Raw genomic sequence first — 15,023 nt, forward strand, 5'->3', positions numbered from 1 at the left:
GGCAGGAGGTGCCAACGTTGAGCAGATCGGAGCTCGGTAGCCCGACCTGCTCCATCACCGTTTAATAGGTGGGCAGTTCCATGCCGTCGAACAGCTCATCCAGCTCCGCCTTGTTGCGGCACTGAATCGCCTTTTCCAGCATGTCCCGGTTCAGATGCGGAGCAAATTGCTGGATGAAGTCGCACATGAAGCCGCGCAGGAACGTGCCGCGCCGGAAACCGATCTTGGTCACGCTGGACTCGAACAACTCGCTGGCGTCCAGCACGACGAGATCCGAATCCAGCTTGGGATCGACTGCCATGCGTGCAACGATCCCCACACCGAGCCCGAGGCGCACATAGGTCTTGATCACGTCGGCATCGGCTGCGGTGAACACGACCTTGGGCGAAAGCCCACGGTGACCGAACGCCTCGTCGAGCTTGGAGCGACCAGTGAAACCGAATACGTATGTCACGATCGGATGCTCTGCCAACGCCTCCAGCGTGAGCTTCTCGAGCTTCGCCAACGGATGACCCTGGGGCACGATCACGCAGCGGTTCCAGCGATAGCAGGGCATCATCACCAAATCGCCGAACAACTCCAGCCCCTCTGTCGCAATGGCAAAATCAACGGTGCCATCAGCCGCCATTTCGGCAATCTGCATCGGCGTGCCCTGGTGCATATGCAGGGAAACGTCGGGGTATTGCTTGATAAAGCTGCTGATTACCTGAGGCAACGCGTAACGTGCCTGAGTGTGGGTGGTCGCGATGCTCAGGGTTCCCTTCTTTTCGTTGGAGAATTCCTGAGCGATCTGCTTGATGCTTTCGCATTTGCGCAGGATCTCGCCCGCGGTGGTGATGATGCGTTCCCCAGCCGGAGTCACGCGGGTCAGGTGCTTGCCGCTCCGAGCAAACACCTCGACGCCAAGCTCATCCTCCAGTAGCCGAATCTGCTTGCTGATCCCCGGCTGGGAGGTGAACAGACTCTGGGCGGTCGCCGAAACATTGAGGTCATGGTGCGCCACTTCCCAGATGTAACGCAGTTGTTGAAGCTTCATAGAAATCCCTCAAGGCAAAGGCACCCGCGCCTGCCGCTACTCTTATAACCACATGAACGGTGCGCCAACGGATCATAGATCGTCCGCTCGGCTTTTGCTGTGCGACCTTTGGTCGGCCTGGTCGCACTGCCGCTTGAGCTTAGCAGCGCGGCGAAAGGCGAGCCCGACCTTTGTGTCAGTCTGCGGCTCGTCGCTCCATAAAGCGCAGCAGGTGACAAAGCGTTTGCGTCCTAGGCATCTGGACCCCGACTTCTGCCGCAGCGGCGAGAGGGGCCGCGTAAATGGCTTCGAGTTCCATCGGCCGACGCTGAAATCGATCGTGATACATGCTCGGCAGGTAGTCGGGCATGCGCGCAGTGCCCATCAACAGCTTCTCCGGAAAGTCCTCCGGCAACGCGCAGCCCAGCGCCTGCGCCGCTGCACAGACCTCTCGCATGATTGCCTTGATCTCCGCCCGTGAGTCGTCGTTGTTCAGCAACGCTTCGGTACCCGCGTCGAGCAATGCCGACAGGCCGTTGAACGGAACGTTCCACACCAGTTTCATCCAGCGCGCCTGCGCCAGGCTGGGCATAGGCGATGAATCCACTCCGGCCTGCCTGAACATCTCGACCATCTCGTTCAGCAAGGCGAGCTGTGCTTGCGCGTCACGATCAGCCGGGCCGGAGTGATAGCCGAGGTTCACACCACCCAAGGCCTGATGCTCGACTACACCTGGAGCTGAGCGATGAGCACAGATCGCACACAACCCGCCCAGCAGATGTAGATTATCCGGCAGCGACCGCCTGAACGTATCTTCCACACCCAGCCCGTTCTGCAGCACCACGACCCTGCAACCAGGGGCTGCCAGCTGCGTGATGATCGGCGCCAGCGCCTCGTTACTGGTGCTCTTGGTGCCGACCAAGAGCCAATCACAAGCAGGCATCTGCGCTGGTTCGCTATAGATCTGCGGCTGCGCAAGCAGAAGCGGGCCATGAACGGCACTGTTTACCTGCAGCCCATGCTCACGAACCGCGGCGTACTCGCTACGCAGCAGGAAATGCACATCGAAGCCGGCGCGCGCCAGCATCAGACCGTAGAAACCTCCGATGGCACCGGTACCGATGATGCCTATACGTGGACTCGCTGCAGACATACGCACCCCTGATCTGGCGGCTGACTGCGTCCCGCACGCCAACCGGTTGAAAAACCAAACGATAGCAGTCCAGCCGCCCGCGTCACAGTACGCGGCCCATCGAGGCGCAGCAGTGTGTACCGATCCCTTCAATAGGCCATCAATCCCGTTGTCGAGTCCGCCCATTAGCGCTAAGGTTCCGTTTCCCCGCTGCGCCCTCAGGCTATGTTCCGCCGCACCGGGATCGCTGGCGGACGGCTCACGTGATTCCTGACGAGTAACAAATGGCTGATTTACCAATCGACGACCTCAACGTTGCCTCCAACGTGACCCTCATCACGCCAGAGCAACTGAAGCGTGAAATCCCGCTGACTGCCTCCGCACTGCAAACCGTTTCCCACGGGCGCCAGGTCGTACGCGATATTCTCGATGGCAAGGATCACCGCCTGTTCATCGTGATCGGTCCATGCTCCATCCATGACCTGAAGGCCGCCCACGAGTATGCCGAGCGACTCAAGGTGCTTGCGGAAAAGGTTTCAGACAGCCTGTTTCTGGTTATGCGGGTGTATTTCGAAAAACCACGCACCACCGTCGGCTGGAAAGGCCTGATCAACGATCCGTACATGGATGACTCGTTCAAGATCCAGGATGGCCTGCATATCGGCCGCAAGCTGCTGCTCGACCTCGCAGAGATAGGCCTGCCCACTGCGACCGAAGCGCTCGATCCCATCTCGCCTCAATATCTGCAGGATTTGATCAGCTGGTCGGCCATCGGCGCACGTACCACCGAGTCCCAGACTCACCGCGAAATGGCTTCGGGTCTGTCTTCGGCAGTCGGCTTCAAAAACGGCACCGACGGCAGCCTGACCGTGGCGATCAACGCGCTGCAATCGGTATCCAGCCCGCACCGTTTCCTTGGCATCAACCAGTCGGGTGGCGTCTCCATCGTCACGACCAAGGGCAACAATTACGGCCATGTGGTCCTGCGTGGTGGCAATGGCAAGCCCAACTATGACTCGGTCAGCGTCGCCCTGTGCGAGCAGGAGTTGAACAAGGCCCGTATCAGCCCGAACATCATGATCGACTGCAGCCATGCCAACTCCAACAAGGATCCCGCCCTGCAGCCGCTGGTAATGGATAACGTCGCCAACCAGATCCTGGAAGGCAACAACTCCATCGTCGGGCTGATGGTCGAAAGTCACCTCGGCTGGGGTAGTCAGGCGATTCCGAAGGATCTGTGTGATCTGAAGTATGGTGTGTCCATCACCGACGCCTGCATCGACTGGGAAACCACCGAAAAGGCGGTACTGAGCATGCATGACAAGCTCAAGGACGTGCTGCCCAGACGGCAGCGCGGCTGAAACGAAAAACGCCGGTCTCCCGGCGTTTTTTTATGGATTGGGTTCGACCCTGTCCGCTGATGGTCGATTGCGCTCGATATAACGCTCGACGTACGAACACGAAGGTATGACCTGATAACCCTCGCGCTCAGCATATTCCAGAGCATGCTTCGCAAGAACGGCGGCAATGCCGCGACCGCGCAAGGCATCAGGAACAAAGGTGCGGTATATGTCCAGGGTCTGCTTGCCTAAATCCATGTAGACCAGGTAAGCGCAATGCCCATCGATCTCGGCTTCAAAGCGGTGACCAGACAGGTCATGGCGCACGCGCACCGTATCGCTCATCTTGACTCCTCAGCAGGATTGCCCTGTCTTCTTGTTCTTGGGTGGCTGCGCCTATGGCGAGCAATCGGCAGCCCAAACATTCATAGGTGTCTTTTCTACCTGTTTCAAACTCATTCGACCAGTCTTGCGTTGATCAATATTTGCGCGCCCAAGACCGGAACTTTCGTCCAGCGCGGGACTCAGGCAACTACGAAGGCTGTAATGTGACCTGCATTGGATGTTTTTCACCCAACTTGTCGAAATGAGAGGAAAAGCAAAGGCACTTTGAAAAAAAAGCTGTAGCGCAACGCCCGCTCAGTTTACTTAAGCTAACTTATAGGTAGTATGTGCGCGCAAACTTTCCATAACGGAAGTTGCTTTATGGATTTCCACCTTAAGGGGAACAAGATGAACAACGTTCTGAAATTCTCTGCTCTGGCTCTGGCCGCAGTACTGGCTACCGGTTGCAGCAACAGCATGACCAAAGAAAGCGAAGCTCGCCTGACTGCGACCGAAGACGCCGCTGCTCGCGCCCAGGCTCGCGCTGACGAAGCGTACAGCAAGGCCGACGAAGCTATGGCCGCCGCTCAGAAGGCTCAGCAGACTGCTGACGAAGCCAACGAGCGTGCTCTGCGTATGCTGGAACGCGCCAGCCGCAAGTAAGCTTGTAGAAAATAAAAAAGCCGACCTACAAGGTCGGCTTTTTTTATGCGCTCAGAAAGCAGTCAGAACAACTGTTCATCCTGGGCCGCCACTTCCGTGCGCTGCTCGGCGATCTGGATTGGCAGGCCATCCTCACCAGCGATGATCTCGCGCACCATTTCCCAATCCAAATGCAGCTTACCGGCCGCCTCATCACGCTTGAGCAGGGTATTGATGACGACTGCATGCTTGTCCATCAGGGTAAGCGTTTTCTGCTCGCCGTCTTCCAGCGGCGCATGGGCTTCAAGATATACCTTGCCCTCACTCACGCCGAATTTGTACGGCTCATCGACGATGCGTACCGGCGTACCCACCTTGGCCATCTTCGCCAGCTCCAGCACATTGTGATTGAGCATGCGGAAGCAACCATGGCTGACTCGCATGCCGATGCCGAACTTCTTGTTGGACCCGTGAATAAGGTAGCCCGGCAGCGACAGTGTCATCTTGAACGGCCCCAGGGGGTTATCCGGACCTGGCGGTACGACTCTTGGTAGCGGATCGCCGTCAGCGGCGTGTTCGTCACGAATCGACTGCGGCGGATACCAGGCAGGGTTGCTGGTCATGGCAGAGATACGCGCATTGCCAACCGGTGAGCCCCAACCCTCGCGGCCGATGCCGAGCGGAAAGGTATGAACGACGTTCTTGCCTTCCGGGTAGTAGTACAACCGGTACTCGGCAATATTGATCACGATGCCTTCACGCGGACCCGGCGGCAGGATGAAGCGAGTCGGCAGAATGATCTCGGTGCCCTCACCCGGCAACCACGGATCAACACCCGGGTTGGCCGCTACCAGCTCCAGATAGCCAAGGTCATGGGTTTCACCGATGGCCGCGAAGGTATCTTCGTACTTTGCCTTGATGACCTGAATCTGCCCGACAATATCGTCGCCCTCGGGCGGCAGCGGTAGCTCGAGAGCCGCACTGGTGCCTGCCGAAAGCAAAGCAGCGAATGACAAACAGGAGGCGACTGCAAACGCGCGCGAGGGCATTCAGAGATCCTTGAAACTTGGGCTATGGAAATGGTGCGATTGTACTTGAACTGGTGAAAAATTGAGCTACCAGGCCGCAACGGCAGACGGAAGGCCTTTGCGCCGCGCCTCCAGCAGCTGCCGACAGCTCGGACACAGCTGCCGGTCCTTCAAGGTGGCGCGCTCGAGCTCCTTCCAGCGAGGTTGGGCTGGCAACAGACCACCACAGAGGGTCCGGTCTGCACTGCCGCTCAGTTCAAGCTGCCGCATCGCCAGGTGCAGTCGATTTTCGCGGCAGGCAAACATGTCGTACTGCTCGTCTGGCACGATGATTCGATAAGCGTAAAGGGTCCTGGCTGAGCGCGACATCTGAGGCTCCAATCGAGGGCGCGACAGTAGCTGCGCACACGTCTCAAAGCAAGGGTTCGAGCGCTGGCCATACCGTCTCCAGCAACAGATGCTGCGCTTCGGCCGTCGGGTGAATGCCATCAGGCTGCATCATGCCAGCAACGCCGCCGACGCCCTCCAGAAGGAATGGCACATAAGCCACCGGCTTCTCCGCAGCGAGCGAGTCGAACGCATCCGCGAAAGCGCGGGTGTAGCGCTGGCCGAGATTGGGCGGCATGCGCATGCCCAGCAGCAGCACTTCGGCTCCGGCTTCTTGGCTGCGATCGATCATCTCGGCAAGATTCTGTTTCAATTGGGCCGGCGACTGTCCACGCAGGCCATCGTTGCCTCCCAGCTCGAGAATCACCACCTCGGGCGCATGCTCCTTCAACAGTGGATCAAGCCGCGCGAGCCCGCCAGCCGTGGTGTCACCACTGATCGAAGCGTTCACCACGCGCCGCTCCTTGCCCTCCTCGACCAGACGTTTTTGCAGCAAATGCACCCATCCCTGGCTGGTTTCCAGGCCGAAAGCGGCGCTGATACTATCGCCAACCACCAGCACGGTTCCGGCCAGCGCTCCCTGAGCCCAGCACAACAGAACCAGAGCCCCGCACTTCAGCCAACTACGCATCGGATCCCCTCATGAGCGGCAACATTCTCGACGCCCGGAACCTTAACAAAGTGGTACCCAGCGCGGAAGGCGAGCTGAGCATCCTGGCCGACCTCTCGCTGCAACTGGCCAAGGGCGACAGCCTCGCCATCGTCGGCACGTCCGGCTCAGGGAAGTCCACCCTACTGGGCCTGCTGGCCGGGCTGGATCTGCCGAGCTCTGGCGAAGTGCACTTGGCGGGCCACGCCCTGGCGGCGCTCGATGAAGACCAGCGAGCTCGGGTGCGTGCCGAGCATGTCGGCTTTGTCTTCCAGTCATTCCAGCTGCTGGACAGTTTGAATGCCCTGGAGAACGTCATGCTGCCGCTGGAGCTGGACGGCCGCCGCGATGCGCGCGAGCGGGCAACCGAATTGCTGGCCCGGGTCGGGCTTGGCGAGCGCTTGCATCACTATCCCCGTCAACTCTCGGGCGGCGAGCAGCAACGTGTCGCGCTGGCCCGCGCGTTTGCTGCCGAGCCGGACGTACTGTTTGCCGACGAACCGACCGGCAACCTCGATACCCATACCGGTGCGCATGTCACCGAACTGCTGTTCGAGCTCAACCGTGAGCGCGGCACCACGCTCGTGCTGGTGACCCACGATGAACGTCTGGCCAAGCGTTGCCACCGGATGATTCGCCTCGAAGGCGGTCGGCAAATCGCTGCCGAGACAGCCGAATGAAGGGCATGCCCATGGCGCGGCTGTTCGCCCTGGCCTACCGCCAGCTGCTACGTGACGCACGTGCTGGCGAACTGCGGGTGCTGTTCTTCGCTCTCGTGGTGGCGGTCGCAGCGAGCACCGCGATCGGTTATTTCGGCGCGCGCCTGAATGATGCAATGCTGCTGCGCGCCAGCGAATTCCTCGGCGCCGACATGGTACTAGGGGGCAGTGCGCCCGCTTCGCCAGAGCAGATCGAAGCCGGTAAGCGCCAAGGCCTGGATCACGCACAGGTTGTCGAGTTTTCCAGCGTAATCGCGACCGATCAGGACCTGCAGCTTGCCAGCGTGAAGGCCGCCAGCAGCAGCTATCCCTTGCGCGGCATCCTGCGCAGTGCCGCGCAACCTTACGAAGCCGAACAGCCGGGGCCGGGCCCTGCGCCCGGCGAAGCCTGGGCCGAAGCGCGACTGTTCGCGGCCCTGGACCTGGAGATCGGGGACAGTATCGAGGTCGGCAACAAGCCGCTGCGCCTGACTCGTGTGCTGACCTACGAGCCGGACCGGGTCGGCGATTTCTACAGCCTGACGCCACGCGTCCTGATGCATCTTGACGACCTGGAAGCAACGGGCGTCGTGCAGCCAGGTAGCCGCGTCCGCTATCGCGAACTGTGGCGGGGCGAGACAGCCGCGCTGACCGCTTATCAGCAATCGATTCAGCCCGGCTTGCAGGCGCACCAGCGCATCGAAACAGCCAACGACAGCAACCGACAGATCGGTGGTGCCCTTGGCCGCGCCGAGCGTTATCTGAATCTGGCGAGCCTTGCCGCAATCCTGCTGGCCGGCGTGGCGGTCGCCCTCTCCGCCGCACGCTTCGCCACACGTCGCTTCGACGCCAGCGCGTTGCTGCGCTGCCTTGGGCTGTCGCGCAATGACGCCCTGCTCCTTTATACGCTGCAGCTTGCCATGCTCGGCCTGCTGGCCAGCCTTGCCGGCGCCCTGCTTGGTTGGGGGGCGCAGCACGGATTGTTCTTCCTTTTGCGCGACCTGCTGGCGCAGGAAATACCAGCTGGTGGCGTCTGGCCTGCAGCGGCGGGCATTGCGACCGGCCTGGTAGCGTTAGCCGGCTTTGCCCTGCCACCACTGGCTGCTCTGGGCCGTGTGCCGCCGTTAAGAGTACTGCGCCGCGATATGCTGCCCGTACCGCCGAGTGCCTGGCTGGTGTACGGCACGGCGATCTTCGCCCTTGGCCTGATCATGTGGCGCCTGAGCCTCGATCTGAAGATCACGCTGGCATTGCTCGGCGGCGGTCTACTCGCCACGCTGCTGCTGGGCGGCCTGCTTCTGCTTGGCCTCAAGGCCATGCGCCGTCTGCTGGCGGGGGCATCGTTAAGCTGGCGTCTGGGGCTTGGACAGCTGTTGCGACATCCGTTGGCAGCGGCCGGACAGGCGCTTGCCTTCGGGCTGATTCTGCTGGCCATGGCGCTGATCGCCTTGCTGCGGGGCGAGCTGCTCGACACCTGGCAGGACCAGCTTCCCGACAACGCGCCCAACCACTTCGTACTCAATGTTCTGCCAGTCGAAAAGGACGCCTTCGCCGAGCGTATCGCGGCGCTTTCAAGCCACGCTGCGCCGTTATATCCGGTGGTGCCGGGCCGGCTGATTTCCATCAACGACGAGCCGGTGCGCCAGCTGGTCAGCAAGGAGTCCCAGGGCGAACGCGCGATCCGTCGTGACCTGAGCCTGACCTGGGCAGCCGACCTGCCGAAGGACAACCATCTGATTGCCGGCCAGTGGTGGACCAACCGAGCGGCGACTGATGTCCCTGGCGTGTCGGTCGAGGCCGAACTCGCCGAAAGCCTGCAGTTGAAACTTGGTGATCGCCTGTCCTTCACGATAGGCGGGCTGACCCGCGAAGCCAGCGTCACCAGCCTGCGGGAGGTCAACTGGGATAGCTTCCAGCCCAACTTCTACATGATCTTCGAACCTGACACGCTGGAGGGAATGCCCGCCACCTACATGACCAGCTTCCACCTGCCGCCCGGCAAGGAGCGCGAGCTGGTAGAGCTGGCGCGCGCGTTCCCCTCGGTCACCCTGCTGCAGGTCGAGGCGCTGCTGGCTCAGCTGCGCAGCATCCTTGCGCAGGTTTCACTGGCGGTGGAGTACGTACTGCTGTTCGTTCTGGCGGCCGGATTGGCCGTGCTGTTCGCCGGCTTGCAGGCAACGCTGGACGAGCGTATACGCCAGGGTGCGCTGCTGAGGGCACTCGGAGCGGAGCGACGTTTGTTGCTGCGCGCTCGGCGTACAGAGTTCGGCCTGTTGGGCGCGGCCAGCGGCTTGCTTGCCGCGCTCGGCTGCGAACTGGTCAGCGCCCTGCTCTATCACTACGCGTTCGATCTGCGTTGGCAGCCGCATCCCTGGCTGCTGGTGTTGCCATTGATTGGCGCAATGCTTGTGGGCGGCGCCGGCCTGATCGGCACACGCCGCGCGCTCAATGCCAGCCCGCTGACCGTACTGCGGGAGAACTGAAGCGCTACAATCGGCGCTTTTCGCAAGGTCTCGAAACCATGAGCCGCTACCGCCCGCCCCGCCCAGCCGGCACACCGTTGATCACGCCCGAAGGCGAAGCTCGACTGCGTGCCGAGCTGCACGAGCTCTGGCACGTCAAACGGCCGCAGGTGACCCAGTCGGTCAGCGAGGCGGCCGCACAGGGCGACCGCTCGGAGAACGCCGAATACACCTACGGCAAGAAGATGCTGCGCGAAATCGACAGTCGCGTACGTTTTCTGACCAAGCGCCTGGAGAAGCTCAAAGTCGTTGGCGAGCATCCGAGTGATCCGAACAAGGTGTATTTCGGCGCCTGGGTGACGCTGGAAGATGAAGATGGAGAGGAAGCTCGCTACCGGATCGTCGGCCCGGACGAACTGGATCTGCGCCAAGGCCTGATCAGTATCGACTCTCCTCTGGCCCGCGCACTGGTGGGCAAGTCCCTGGATGCGGAAGTTCAGGTGCAAACCCCTACCGGCACCAAACTCTGGTATGTGGTCGCTATCGACTATCCGTGACCAGTCAGTCAAACTACGGACATTTAGTCAATATCTACGCCGATCATGCTGATTATTTGCGGCGATAATCTTCAAAATTCAGACTTATCACTTTCCAACCCACTCGACGTTTCGCTTGGTAACAGCCACCTGGCCGTTCGCCTGATCTCATCGCGATATCACTCTTCTTGAATCTCGCTAACTAGAGCGCTCGCACTGCTCCGCGATCGGTTCTGGCACGAATGCTGCGCTCGTCCAGGCGCAGTACGCGCCATGCGCGGTGAACGGCAAGGGACTGCCCCACAGCCCGATTCACATTCGAAGAGTGCGTCCATGAATAAGAACAAAACCTTGCTCGCCCTCTGTCTGGGTAGCGCCTTGGCGCTCACCGGTCAGGCTTACGCTGCTTCTGGCAGCGGCTACACCGCTACGAAATATCCAATCGTGCTGGCCCACGGCATGCTCGGCTTCGACAGTCTGCTCGGTATCGATTACTGGTATGGCATTCCGAAAGCATTACGCCGGGACGGTGCCCAGGTCTATGTGACGGAGGTCAGCCAACTCAATACCTCCGAGCTGCGCGGCGAAGAGCTGCTGGCGCAGGTGGAGGAGATCGTCGCCATCAGCGGCAAACCGAAGGTCAACCTGATCGGCCACAGTCACGGCGGCCCGACGGTTCGCTATGTCGCCGGTGTTCGCCCGGACCTGATCGCCTCGGTAACCAGTGTGGGTGCACCGCACAAGGGTTCGGACGTGGCCGATCTGATACGCAATATTCCCGAGGGTTCTTCCGGCGAGGCGATAGTCGCCGGGCTGGTGAATGCCATGGGCACCTTCATCAATCTCCTTTCCGGCAGCTCAAGCAGCGCTCCGCAAGACTCACTGGGTACGCTGGAGTCGCTCAACAGCGAAGGTGCTGCCCGCTTCAACGCGAAATTCCCTCAGGGCATTCCGACGACTGCCTGCGGCGAAGGCGCCTACAAGGTCAATGGCGTGCACTACTACTCTTGGAGCGGTACCAGCCCGCTGACCAATCCGCTGGATATCAGCGACGCCATGATGGGCGCCGGCTCGCTGGCATTCAGCGGGCCCAACGATGGTCTGGTCGGACGCTGCAGTTCGCATCTGGGCATGGTGATCCGCGACAACTACCGCATGAATCACCTGGATGAGGTCAACCAGTTCATGGGCCTGACCAGCCTGTTTGAAACCGATCCAGTCAGTGTCTATCGCCAGCATGCGAATCGAATGAAGAGCGCAGGTCTGTAGCACGTTCATCCATGTACCAAGGCCGGGATCGATGATCCCGGGCCTTCATCGCTGGGCACTTCCATGAGCAGATACCTACTTCTGTTGGTACTGGCCGTTGCGCTAAGCCTGACCATCATCCTCAGCCGATCCGCCACAGTACCGACTTACGTCGCTGCGCCGCCTTCCCCGGCGTCGTCACCGACTCCGGCGACAGTCGCAGCGGTCAGTCAAACACCCCGGACCAAACCGCAGCCGCAGAACTCGGCCAAGTTGCCCGCTTCATTCCAGGGCACCCAAATCGATGGCCAGTTGCGTGTGGACGCTGCCGGCAATCTGATCATCGGCGCCGAGATCCGCCAGCTTTTCGATTACTTTCTCGCAGCCATCGGTGAAGAGCCGCTGAAAAACAGCGTTGCGCGTTTGCGCCGCCAAATCACCACAGAACTGCGAGAGCCCGCCCAGGGACAGGCGCTCACCGTATTAAACCAATACCTTAGCTATAAGCGTCAACTTCTTGATTTAGAAGCGTCTTATGCTCGTGCGCCTGACCTTTCTGCGTTGCGTCAGCGCTTGGATGCAGTGCAGGCATTGCGCGCGCGACTGCTCGACCCTGCCGTCCACCAGGCGTTCTTCGCAATCGACGAGGCCTATGACCGTTTCAGCCTGGAACGCCTGGCGATTCGCTTCGACCCGGCGATGGACAGTGACGCCAAGGGTCGCGCCATTGATCAGCTGCGTGCCGGACTGCCTGCTGAGCTGCAGGAGTTGTTGATGCCACAGCTGCAAACCGAGCTGCGCGAGCAGACCAATGCACTTGTGCAAAGCGGCGCTGGGCCTGAGCAGGTCCGGCAACTACGCCAGCAGCTGGTAGGCAGCGCAGCGGCCGACCGGCTCGATGCGCTGGACCGGCAGCGCCAACAATGGCAGCAACGCGTCACGGCTTATCAGCAGGCACGAGCGAGCATCGAGTCCACACGCGGCCTGGACGACCTCGAGCGCCAAGCCGCGATCGAGCGACTGGAGGAACAGCATTTCGACGCCAGCGAACGCCTGCGCCTGCTCGCCGTCGCCCAGCAACGGCAAGCTGCAAAGGCTGAGCGCTAGTTGGCCGCAGTCTTGCGGTCAGCCTCCAGCAGATAGCGCTCGCGATGGTAGGCCAGGTAGTACTTGTTGACGCTGTTGACGTAGCCCACCACACCCATGCCGACGGTCTCCATGGCGATACGCTCGACCTGAAAGAACCACTGGTCCGGATTGAGGCCGCGTCGGCGGGCCTCGGCGCGCATGCTCTGCACCCGTTGCGGCCCCAGGTTGTATGCCGCGAGGATGAACGCCATGCGCTCACGCTCGTTCAGCCGAGGGCTGGCGAAGTAGTTGCGGCGGATATTCGCCAAATATTTCGCGCTGGCCTGCACGTTGTTGTCCAGCTGCTGGATATTGCTCACGCCCATCGCCCGTGCAGTCGCCGGGGTCACCTGCATCAGCCCCGTTGCACCGCCAGCGCCCTTCGCGGCCGGATTCAGTGTCGATTCCTTGAACGCCAACGCGGCGAGGTTCAGCCAATCCAGCTCGATCTGTTCGGCATAACGCTGCAGGGTCGGCCGAACCTTCTCCAGCCGCTGGCGGCCGACTCGGTCGAGCGGGTATTGGACCTTGTACAGGCGTCGGTAAACGCGTTCGAAGGCCGCGTCCTGGTTGGCCGGTAAGGTGAAATCCTTGAGAAAGCGGTCGGCGCTGGCGCGCAGCATGCTGGCGTCCTTGCGCACGAACCAGTGCATGCTGGCCTTGTCGCCCAGACTCAGGTTCTGCTCGATACGCAGTTTCGGCATTACCTTGGCCCAGCGCTGCGCGATGGTTTGCTCGACAACGGTCGCTGGGTAGACGCCAGCCTGCACCATCTCCAGAACATCTTCGACCGCCAGTGTGGGATCGACCCACTCGGCAACGATGGGCGCCAGCTTGCGCTCCATGAGCTGTTTATTCAGCCGCGCCAGTGCCGGCCCTGCGGCGCTGCCCGGCGGCAAGGCAAGACTGCGGCCGGAGAGTTGCTCAAGACGCTGGTAGCGCGGTCCGCCTTGACGACTGACCAGCACCAGCGAAACGTCGCGAACCACCGGTCGACTGCGGCTGATGCCTTTCATGCCTGCCAATGGAAGCAGTTCACCGGGCGCGACCAAATCGCCCTCGCCGCGCTGGAGCGCGCCGAGCAGCTGATCCTTGGCTTTGGGAATGATCTTGAGGGTGATCGACTTTCCGGAGGCGGCATCGCGATTCAGGTGTTGCTCGAAGGCGCGCAGCCGCGCGTACTCGACCCCGATCGCCTCGCCCTTGATCTCACCGGAGCTGTTACGGCTCTGGTTGACCAGCACGCGCAACACGCCACTGCGGCGAATTTCGGCCAGATCACGTACCTTGTCGGTCGATTGCCAGACCTCAGGCCCGGCCACGCGCGCGCTCGCCAACCCCGGCATGAAAGCCAGCAGCAGGCAGAACAGAAGTGGCAGCAATCGTGACATCGAGAACGCACCGGTCTGAAGACGCAGAGAACGCTAACGCGGTGCTCCCTGCCCGCAAAGGTGGCAAAGCCTCTCACAGGCCGCGCATTTGCGCCAGTTTTGGCTCTAAAACTGGTTTAGCTATATCCTTTATCTTATTGATTTAACTATGTTTTAAGTTTTCGAGGTTGCTATGCAATTGATCGACATCGGGGTCAATCTGACTCACCCGTCATTCGCCGCCAACCCATCGGCCGTGGTCGAGCGCGCCAGAGCGGCAGGCGTGGTGCAGATGGTGCTTACCGGAACCAGCCTTGCAGAAAGTGAAGCGGCCCACGGGCTCTGTCGCGATCTGGATGAATCCGGGCAGCGGCTGTTCAGCACCGCCGGGGTGCATCCGCACGACGCCAGCCAATGGTCGAGCGACAGCATCAGTCAGTTGCGCGGCCTGCTGAGCGAGCCGCAGGTGCGTGCGGTTGGCGAATGCGGCCTGGACTTCAACCGTGATTTCTCGCCCCGCCCGCAGCAGGAACGCGCGCTGGAAGAACAGCTGCAGCTGGCCGTCGAATCGCAGCTGCCGGTCTTCCTCCACGAGCGCGATGCCAGCGAGCGCCTTGCGGCGATCCTGCGACCGTTCCGTGATCACCTGAAAGCCGCTGTGGTGCACTGCTTCACTGGTGAAAAGGCGGCGCTGTACACCTATCTCGATCTTGACCTGCACATCGGCATCACCGGCTGGATCTGCGACGAGCGCCGCGGCACGCACCTGCATCCGCTGGTGAAAGTCATTCCCGAAGGACGGCTGATGCTGGAAAGCGACGCCCCGTACCTGTTACCCCGCAGCCTGCGACCAAAGCCGAAAAGCGGCCAAAACGAACCGGCCTACCTGCCGGAAGTTCTGCAAGAAGTCGCGCATCATCGTGGTGAAAGCACTGATCAACTGGCCGAACACACTACCCGGTGCGCGCGCTCGTTCTTCGGCCTGCCTGACTTCGACTGATTCACAAAATCTGCTCAAGCTCTGCGCCCCGCGGCCGTTAATTGTTAGTCGCGCCGCAGAGCGC

Annotated in this window: 15 protein-coding genes; 8 read left to right on the forward strand and 7 right to left on the reverse strand. The window is 61.1% G+C overall.

Features of this window, described 5'->3' with window-relative positions:
* Positions 1–61: 61 nt before the first annotated feature.
* Positions 62–1,036: an HTH-type transcriptional regulator CysB gene (gene cysB / locus SM130_RS12020; RefSeq protein WP_102825812.1), complete on the reverse strand. Its 975-nt coding sequence runs from the start codon at positions 1,034–1,036 to the stop codon at positions 62–64.
* A 175-nt stretch (positions 1,037–1,211) separates the two neighbouring features.
* Positions 1,212–2,168 carry a putative 2-dehydropantoate 2-reductase gene (locus SM130_RS12025; RefSeq protein ID WP_102825811.1) on the reverse strand — a complete coding sequence of 319 codons (957 nt, stop codon included), beginning with the start codon at positions 2,166–2,168 and terminating at the stop codon, positions 1,212–1,214.
* A 263-nt stretch (positions 2,169–2,431) separates the two neighbouring features.
* Between SM130_RS12025 and SM130_RS12030 the strand changes: the two genes are divergently transcribed.
* A complete protein-coding gene (locus SM130_RS12030; RefSeq protein WP_102825810.1) occupies positions 2,432–3,508 on the forward strand; it encodes a 3-deoxy-7-phosphoheptulonate synthase in 1,077 nt (358 codons plus the stop codon).
* A 30-nt stretch (positions 3,509–3,538) separates the two neighbouring features.
* Here the strand turns inward: SM130_RS12030 and SM130_RS12035 are convergent, their stop codons facing one another.
* Positions 3,539–3,832 (reverse strand): GNAT family N-acetyltransferase, encoded by a 294-nt coding sequence (locus SM130_RS12035; RefSeq protein WP_102825809.1) that lies wholly within the window; start codon positions 3,830–3,832, stop codon positions 3,539–3,541.
* A gap of 387 nt (positions 3,833–4,219) precedes the next feature.
* On the opposite strand from SM130_RS12035, the gene SM130_RS12040 reads away from it, so the two are divergent.
* Positions 4,220–4,474, forward strand: a complete 255-nt coding sequence (locus SM130_RS12040; RefSeq protein WP_003284566.1) for an Lpp/OprI family alanine-zipper lipoprotein — start codon at positions 4,220–4,222, stop codon at positions 4,472–4,474.
* Positions 4,475–4,536: 62 nt separating this feature from the next.
* Here SM130_RS12040 and SM130_RS12045 read toward each other — a convergent pair whose 3' ends face one another.
* The 3 genes from SM130_RS12045 to SM130_RS12055 all read right to left on the reverse strand — a co-directional run bounded on the left by SM130_RS12045 (position 4,537) and on the right by SM130_RS12055 (position 6,499).
* Complete coding sequence (locus SM130_RS12045; protein ID WP_102825808.1) at positions 4,537–5,502, reverse strand: L,D-transpeptidase family protein; 966 nt, start codon at positions 5,500–5,502, stop codon at positions 4,537–4,539.
* A 66-nt stretch (positions 5,503–5,568) separates the two neighbouring features.
* Positions 5,569–5,850, reverse strand: coding sequence for a hypothetical protein (locus SM130_RS12050; protein ID WP_102825807.1), 282 nt, complete (start codon positions 5,848–5,850; stop codon positions 5,569–5,571).
* Between the two features lie 43 nt (positions 5,851–5,893).
* Positions 5,894–6,499 (reverse strand): arylesterase, encoded by a 606-nt coding sequence (locus SM130_RS12055; RefSeq protein ID WP_102825806.1) that lies wholly within the window; start codon positions 6,497–6,499, stop codon positions 5,894–5,896.
* Between the two features lie 11 nt (positions 6,500–6,510).
* Between SM130_RS12055 and SM130_RS12060 the strand changes: the two genes are divergently transcribed.
* From SM130_RS12060 to SM130_RS12080, 5 genes are all read left to right on the forward strand, one after another.
* Positions 6,511–7,197 (forward strand): ABC transporter ATP-binding protein, encoded by a 687-nt coding sequence (locus SM130_RS12060; RefSeq protein WP_102825805.1) that lies wholly within the window; start codon positions 6,511–6,513, stop codon positions 7,195–7,197.
* Positions 7,194–9,698: an ABC transporter permease gene (locus SM130_RS12065; RefSeq protein WP_102825804.1), complete on the forward strand. Its 2,505-nt coding sequence runs from the start codon at positions 7,194–7,196 to the stop codon at positions 9,696–9,698. Before SM130_RS12060 ends, SM130_RS12065 begins: the two co-directional genes overlap by 4 nt.
* A 38-nt stretch (positions 9,699–9,736) precedes the next feature.
* Entirely contained in the window at positions 9,737–10,234 is a 498-nt protein-coding gene (gene greB / locus SM130_RS12070) for a transcription elongation factor GreB (RefSeq protein ID WP_102825803.1), read from the forward strand.
* Between the two features lie 312 nt (positions 10,235–10,546).
* Positions 10,547–11,482, forward strand: coding sequence for a triacylglycerol lipase (locus SM130_RS12075; protein ID WP_102825802.1), 936 nt, complete (start codon positions 10,547–10,549; stop codon positions 11,480–11,482).
* A gap of 63 nt (positions 11,483–11,545) precedes the next feature.
* Complete coding sequence (locus tag SM130_RS12080; RefSeq protein WP_102825801.1) at positions 11,546–12,568, forward strand: lipase secretion chaperone; 1,023 nt, start codon at positions 11,546–11,548, stop codon at positions 12,566–12,568.
* Here the strand turns inward: SM130_RS12080 and SM130_RS12085 are convergent.
* Positions 12,565–13,980, reverse strand: a complete 1,416-nt coding sequence (locus tag SM130_RS12085) for a transglycosylase SLT domain-containing protein (RefSeq protein WP_102825800.1) — start codon at positions 13,978–13,980, stop codon at positions 12,565–12,567. The genes SM130_RS12080 and SM130_RS12085 overlap by 4 nt on opposite strands.
* 172 nt (positions 13,981–14,152) lie before the next feature.
* Between SM130_RS12085 and SM130_RS12090 the strand changes: the two genes are divergently transcribed.
* Complete coding sequence (locus SM130_RS12090; protein WP_102825799.1) at positions 14,153–14,959, forward strand: TatD family hydrolase; 807 nt, start codon at positions 14,153–14,155, stop codon at positions 14,957–14,959.
* Positions 14,960–15,023: the final 64 nt, after the last annotated feature.

This window comes from Stutzerimonas stutzeri (genome assembly GCF_038561965.1).
GTDB lineage: Bacteria > Pseudomonadota > Gammaproteobacteria > Pseudomonadales > Pseudomonadaceae > Stutzerimonas > Stutzerimonas stutzeri_AA.

Coding starts and splice junctions, on each gene's coding strand:
- cysB (WP_102825812.1), bottom strand. CDS start 1,036: ATGAAGCTTCAACAACTGCGTTACATCTGGGAAGTGGCGCACCATGAC.
- SM130_RS12025 (WP_102825811.1), bottom strand. CDS start 2,168: ATGTCTGCAGCGAGTCCACGTATAGGCATCATCGGTACCGGTGCCATC.
- SM130_RS12030 (WP_102825810.1), top strand. CDS start 2,432: ATGGCTGATTTACCAATCGACGACCTCAACGTTGCCTCCAACGTGACC.
- SM130_RS12035 (WP_102825809.1), bottom strand. CDS start 3,832: ATGAGCGATACGGTGCGCGTGCGCCATGACCTGTCTGGTCACCGCTTT.
- SM130_RS12040 (WP_003284566.1), top strand. CDS start 4,220: ATGAACAACGTTCTGAAATTCTCTGCTCTGGCTCTGGCCGCAGTACTG.
- SM130_RS12045 (WP_102825808.1), bottom strand. CDS start 5,502: ATGCCCTCGCGCGCGTTTGCAGTCGCCTCCTGTTTGTCATTCGCTGCT.
- SM130_RS12050 (WP_102825807.1), bottom strand. CDS start 5,850: ATGTCGCGCTCAGCCAGGACCCTTTACGCTTATCGAATCATCGTGCCA.
- SM130_RS12055 (WP_102825806.1), bottom strand. CDS start 6,499: ATGCGTAGTTGGCTGAAGTGCGGGGCTCTGGTTCTGTTGTGCTGGGCT.
- SM130_RS12060 (WP_102825805.1), top strand. CDS start 6,511: ATGAGCGGCAACATTCTCGACGCCCGGAACCTTAACAAAGTGGTACCC.
- SM130_RS12065 (WP_102825804.1), top strand. CDS start 7,194: ATGAAGGGCATGCCCATGGCGCGGCTGTTCGCCCTGGCCTACCGCCAG.
- greB (WP_102825803.1), top strand. CDS start 9,737: ATGAGCCGCTACCGCCCGCCCCGCCCAGCCGGCACACCGTTGATCACG.
- SM130_RS12075 (WP_102825802.1), top strand. CDS start 10,547: ATGAATAAGAACAAAACCTTGCTCGCCCTCTGTCTGGGTAGCGCCTTG.
- SM130_RS12080 (WP_102825801.1), top strand. CDS start 11,546: ATGAGCAGATACCTACTTCTGTTGGTACTGGCCGTTGCGCTAAGCCTG.
- SM130_RS12085 (WP_102825800.1), bottom strand. CDS start 13,980: ATGTCACGATTGCTGCCACTTCTGTTCTGCCTGCTGCTGGCTTTCATG.
- SM130_RS12090 (WP_102825799.1), top strand. CDS start 14,153: ATGCAATTGATCGACATCGGGGTCAATCTGACTCACCCGTCATTCGCC.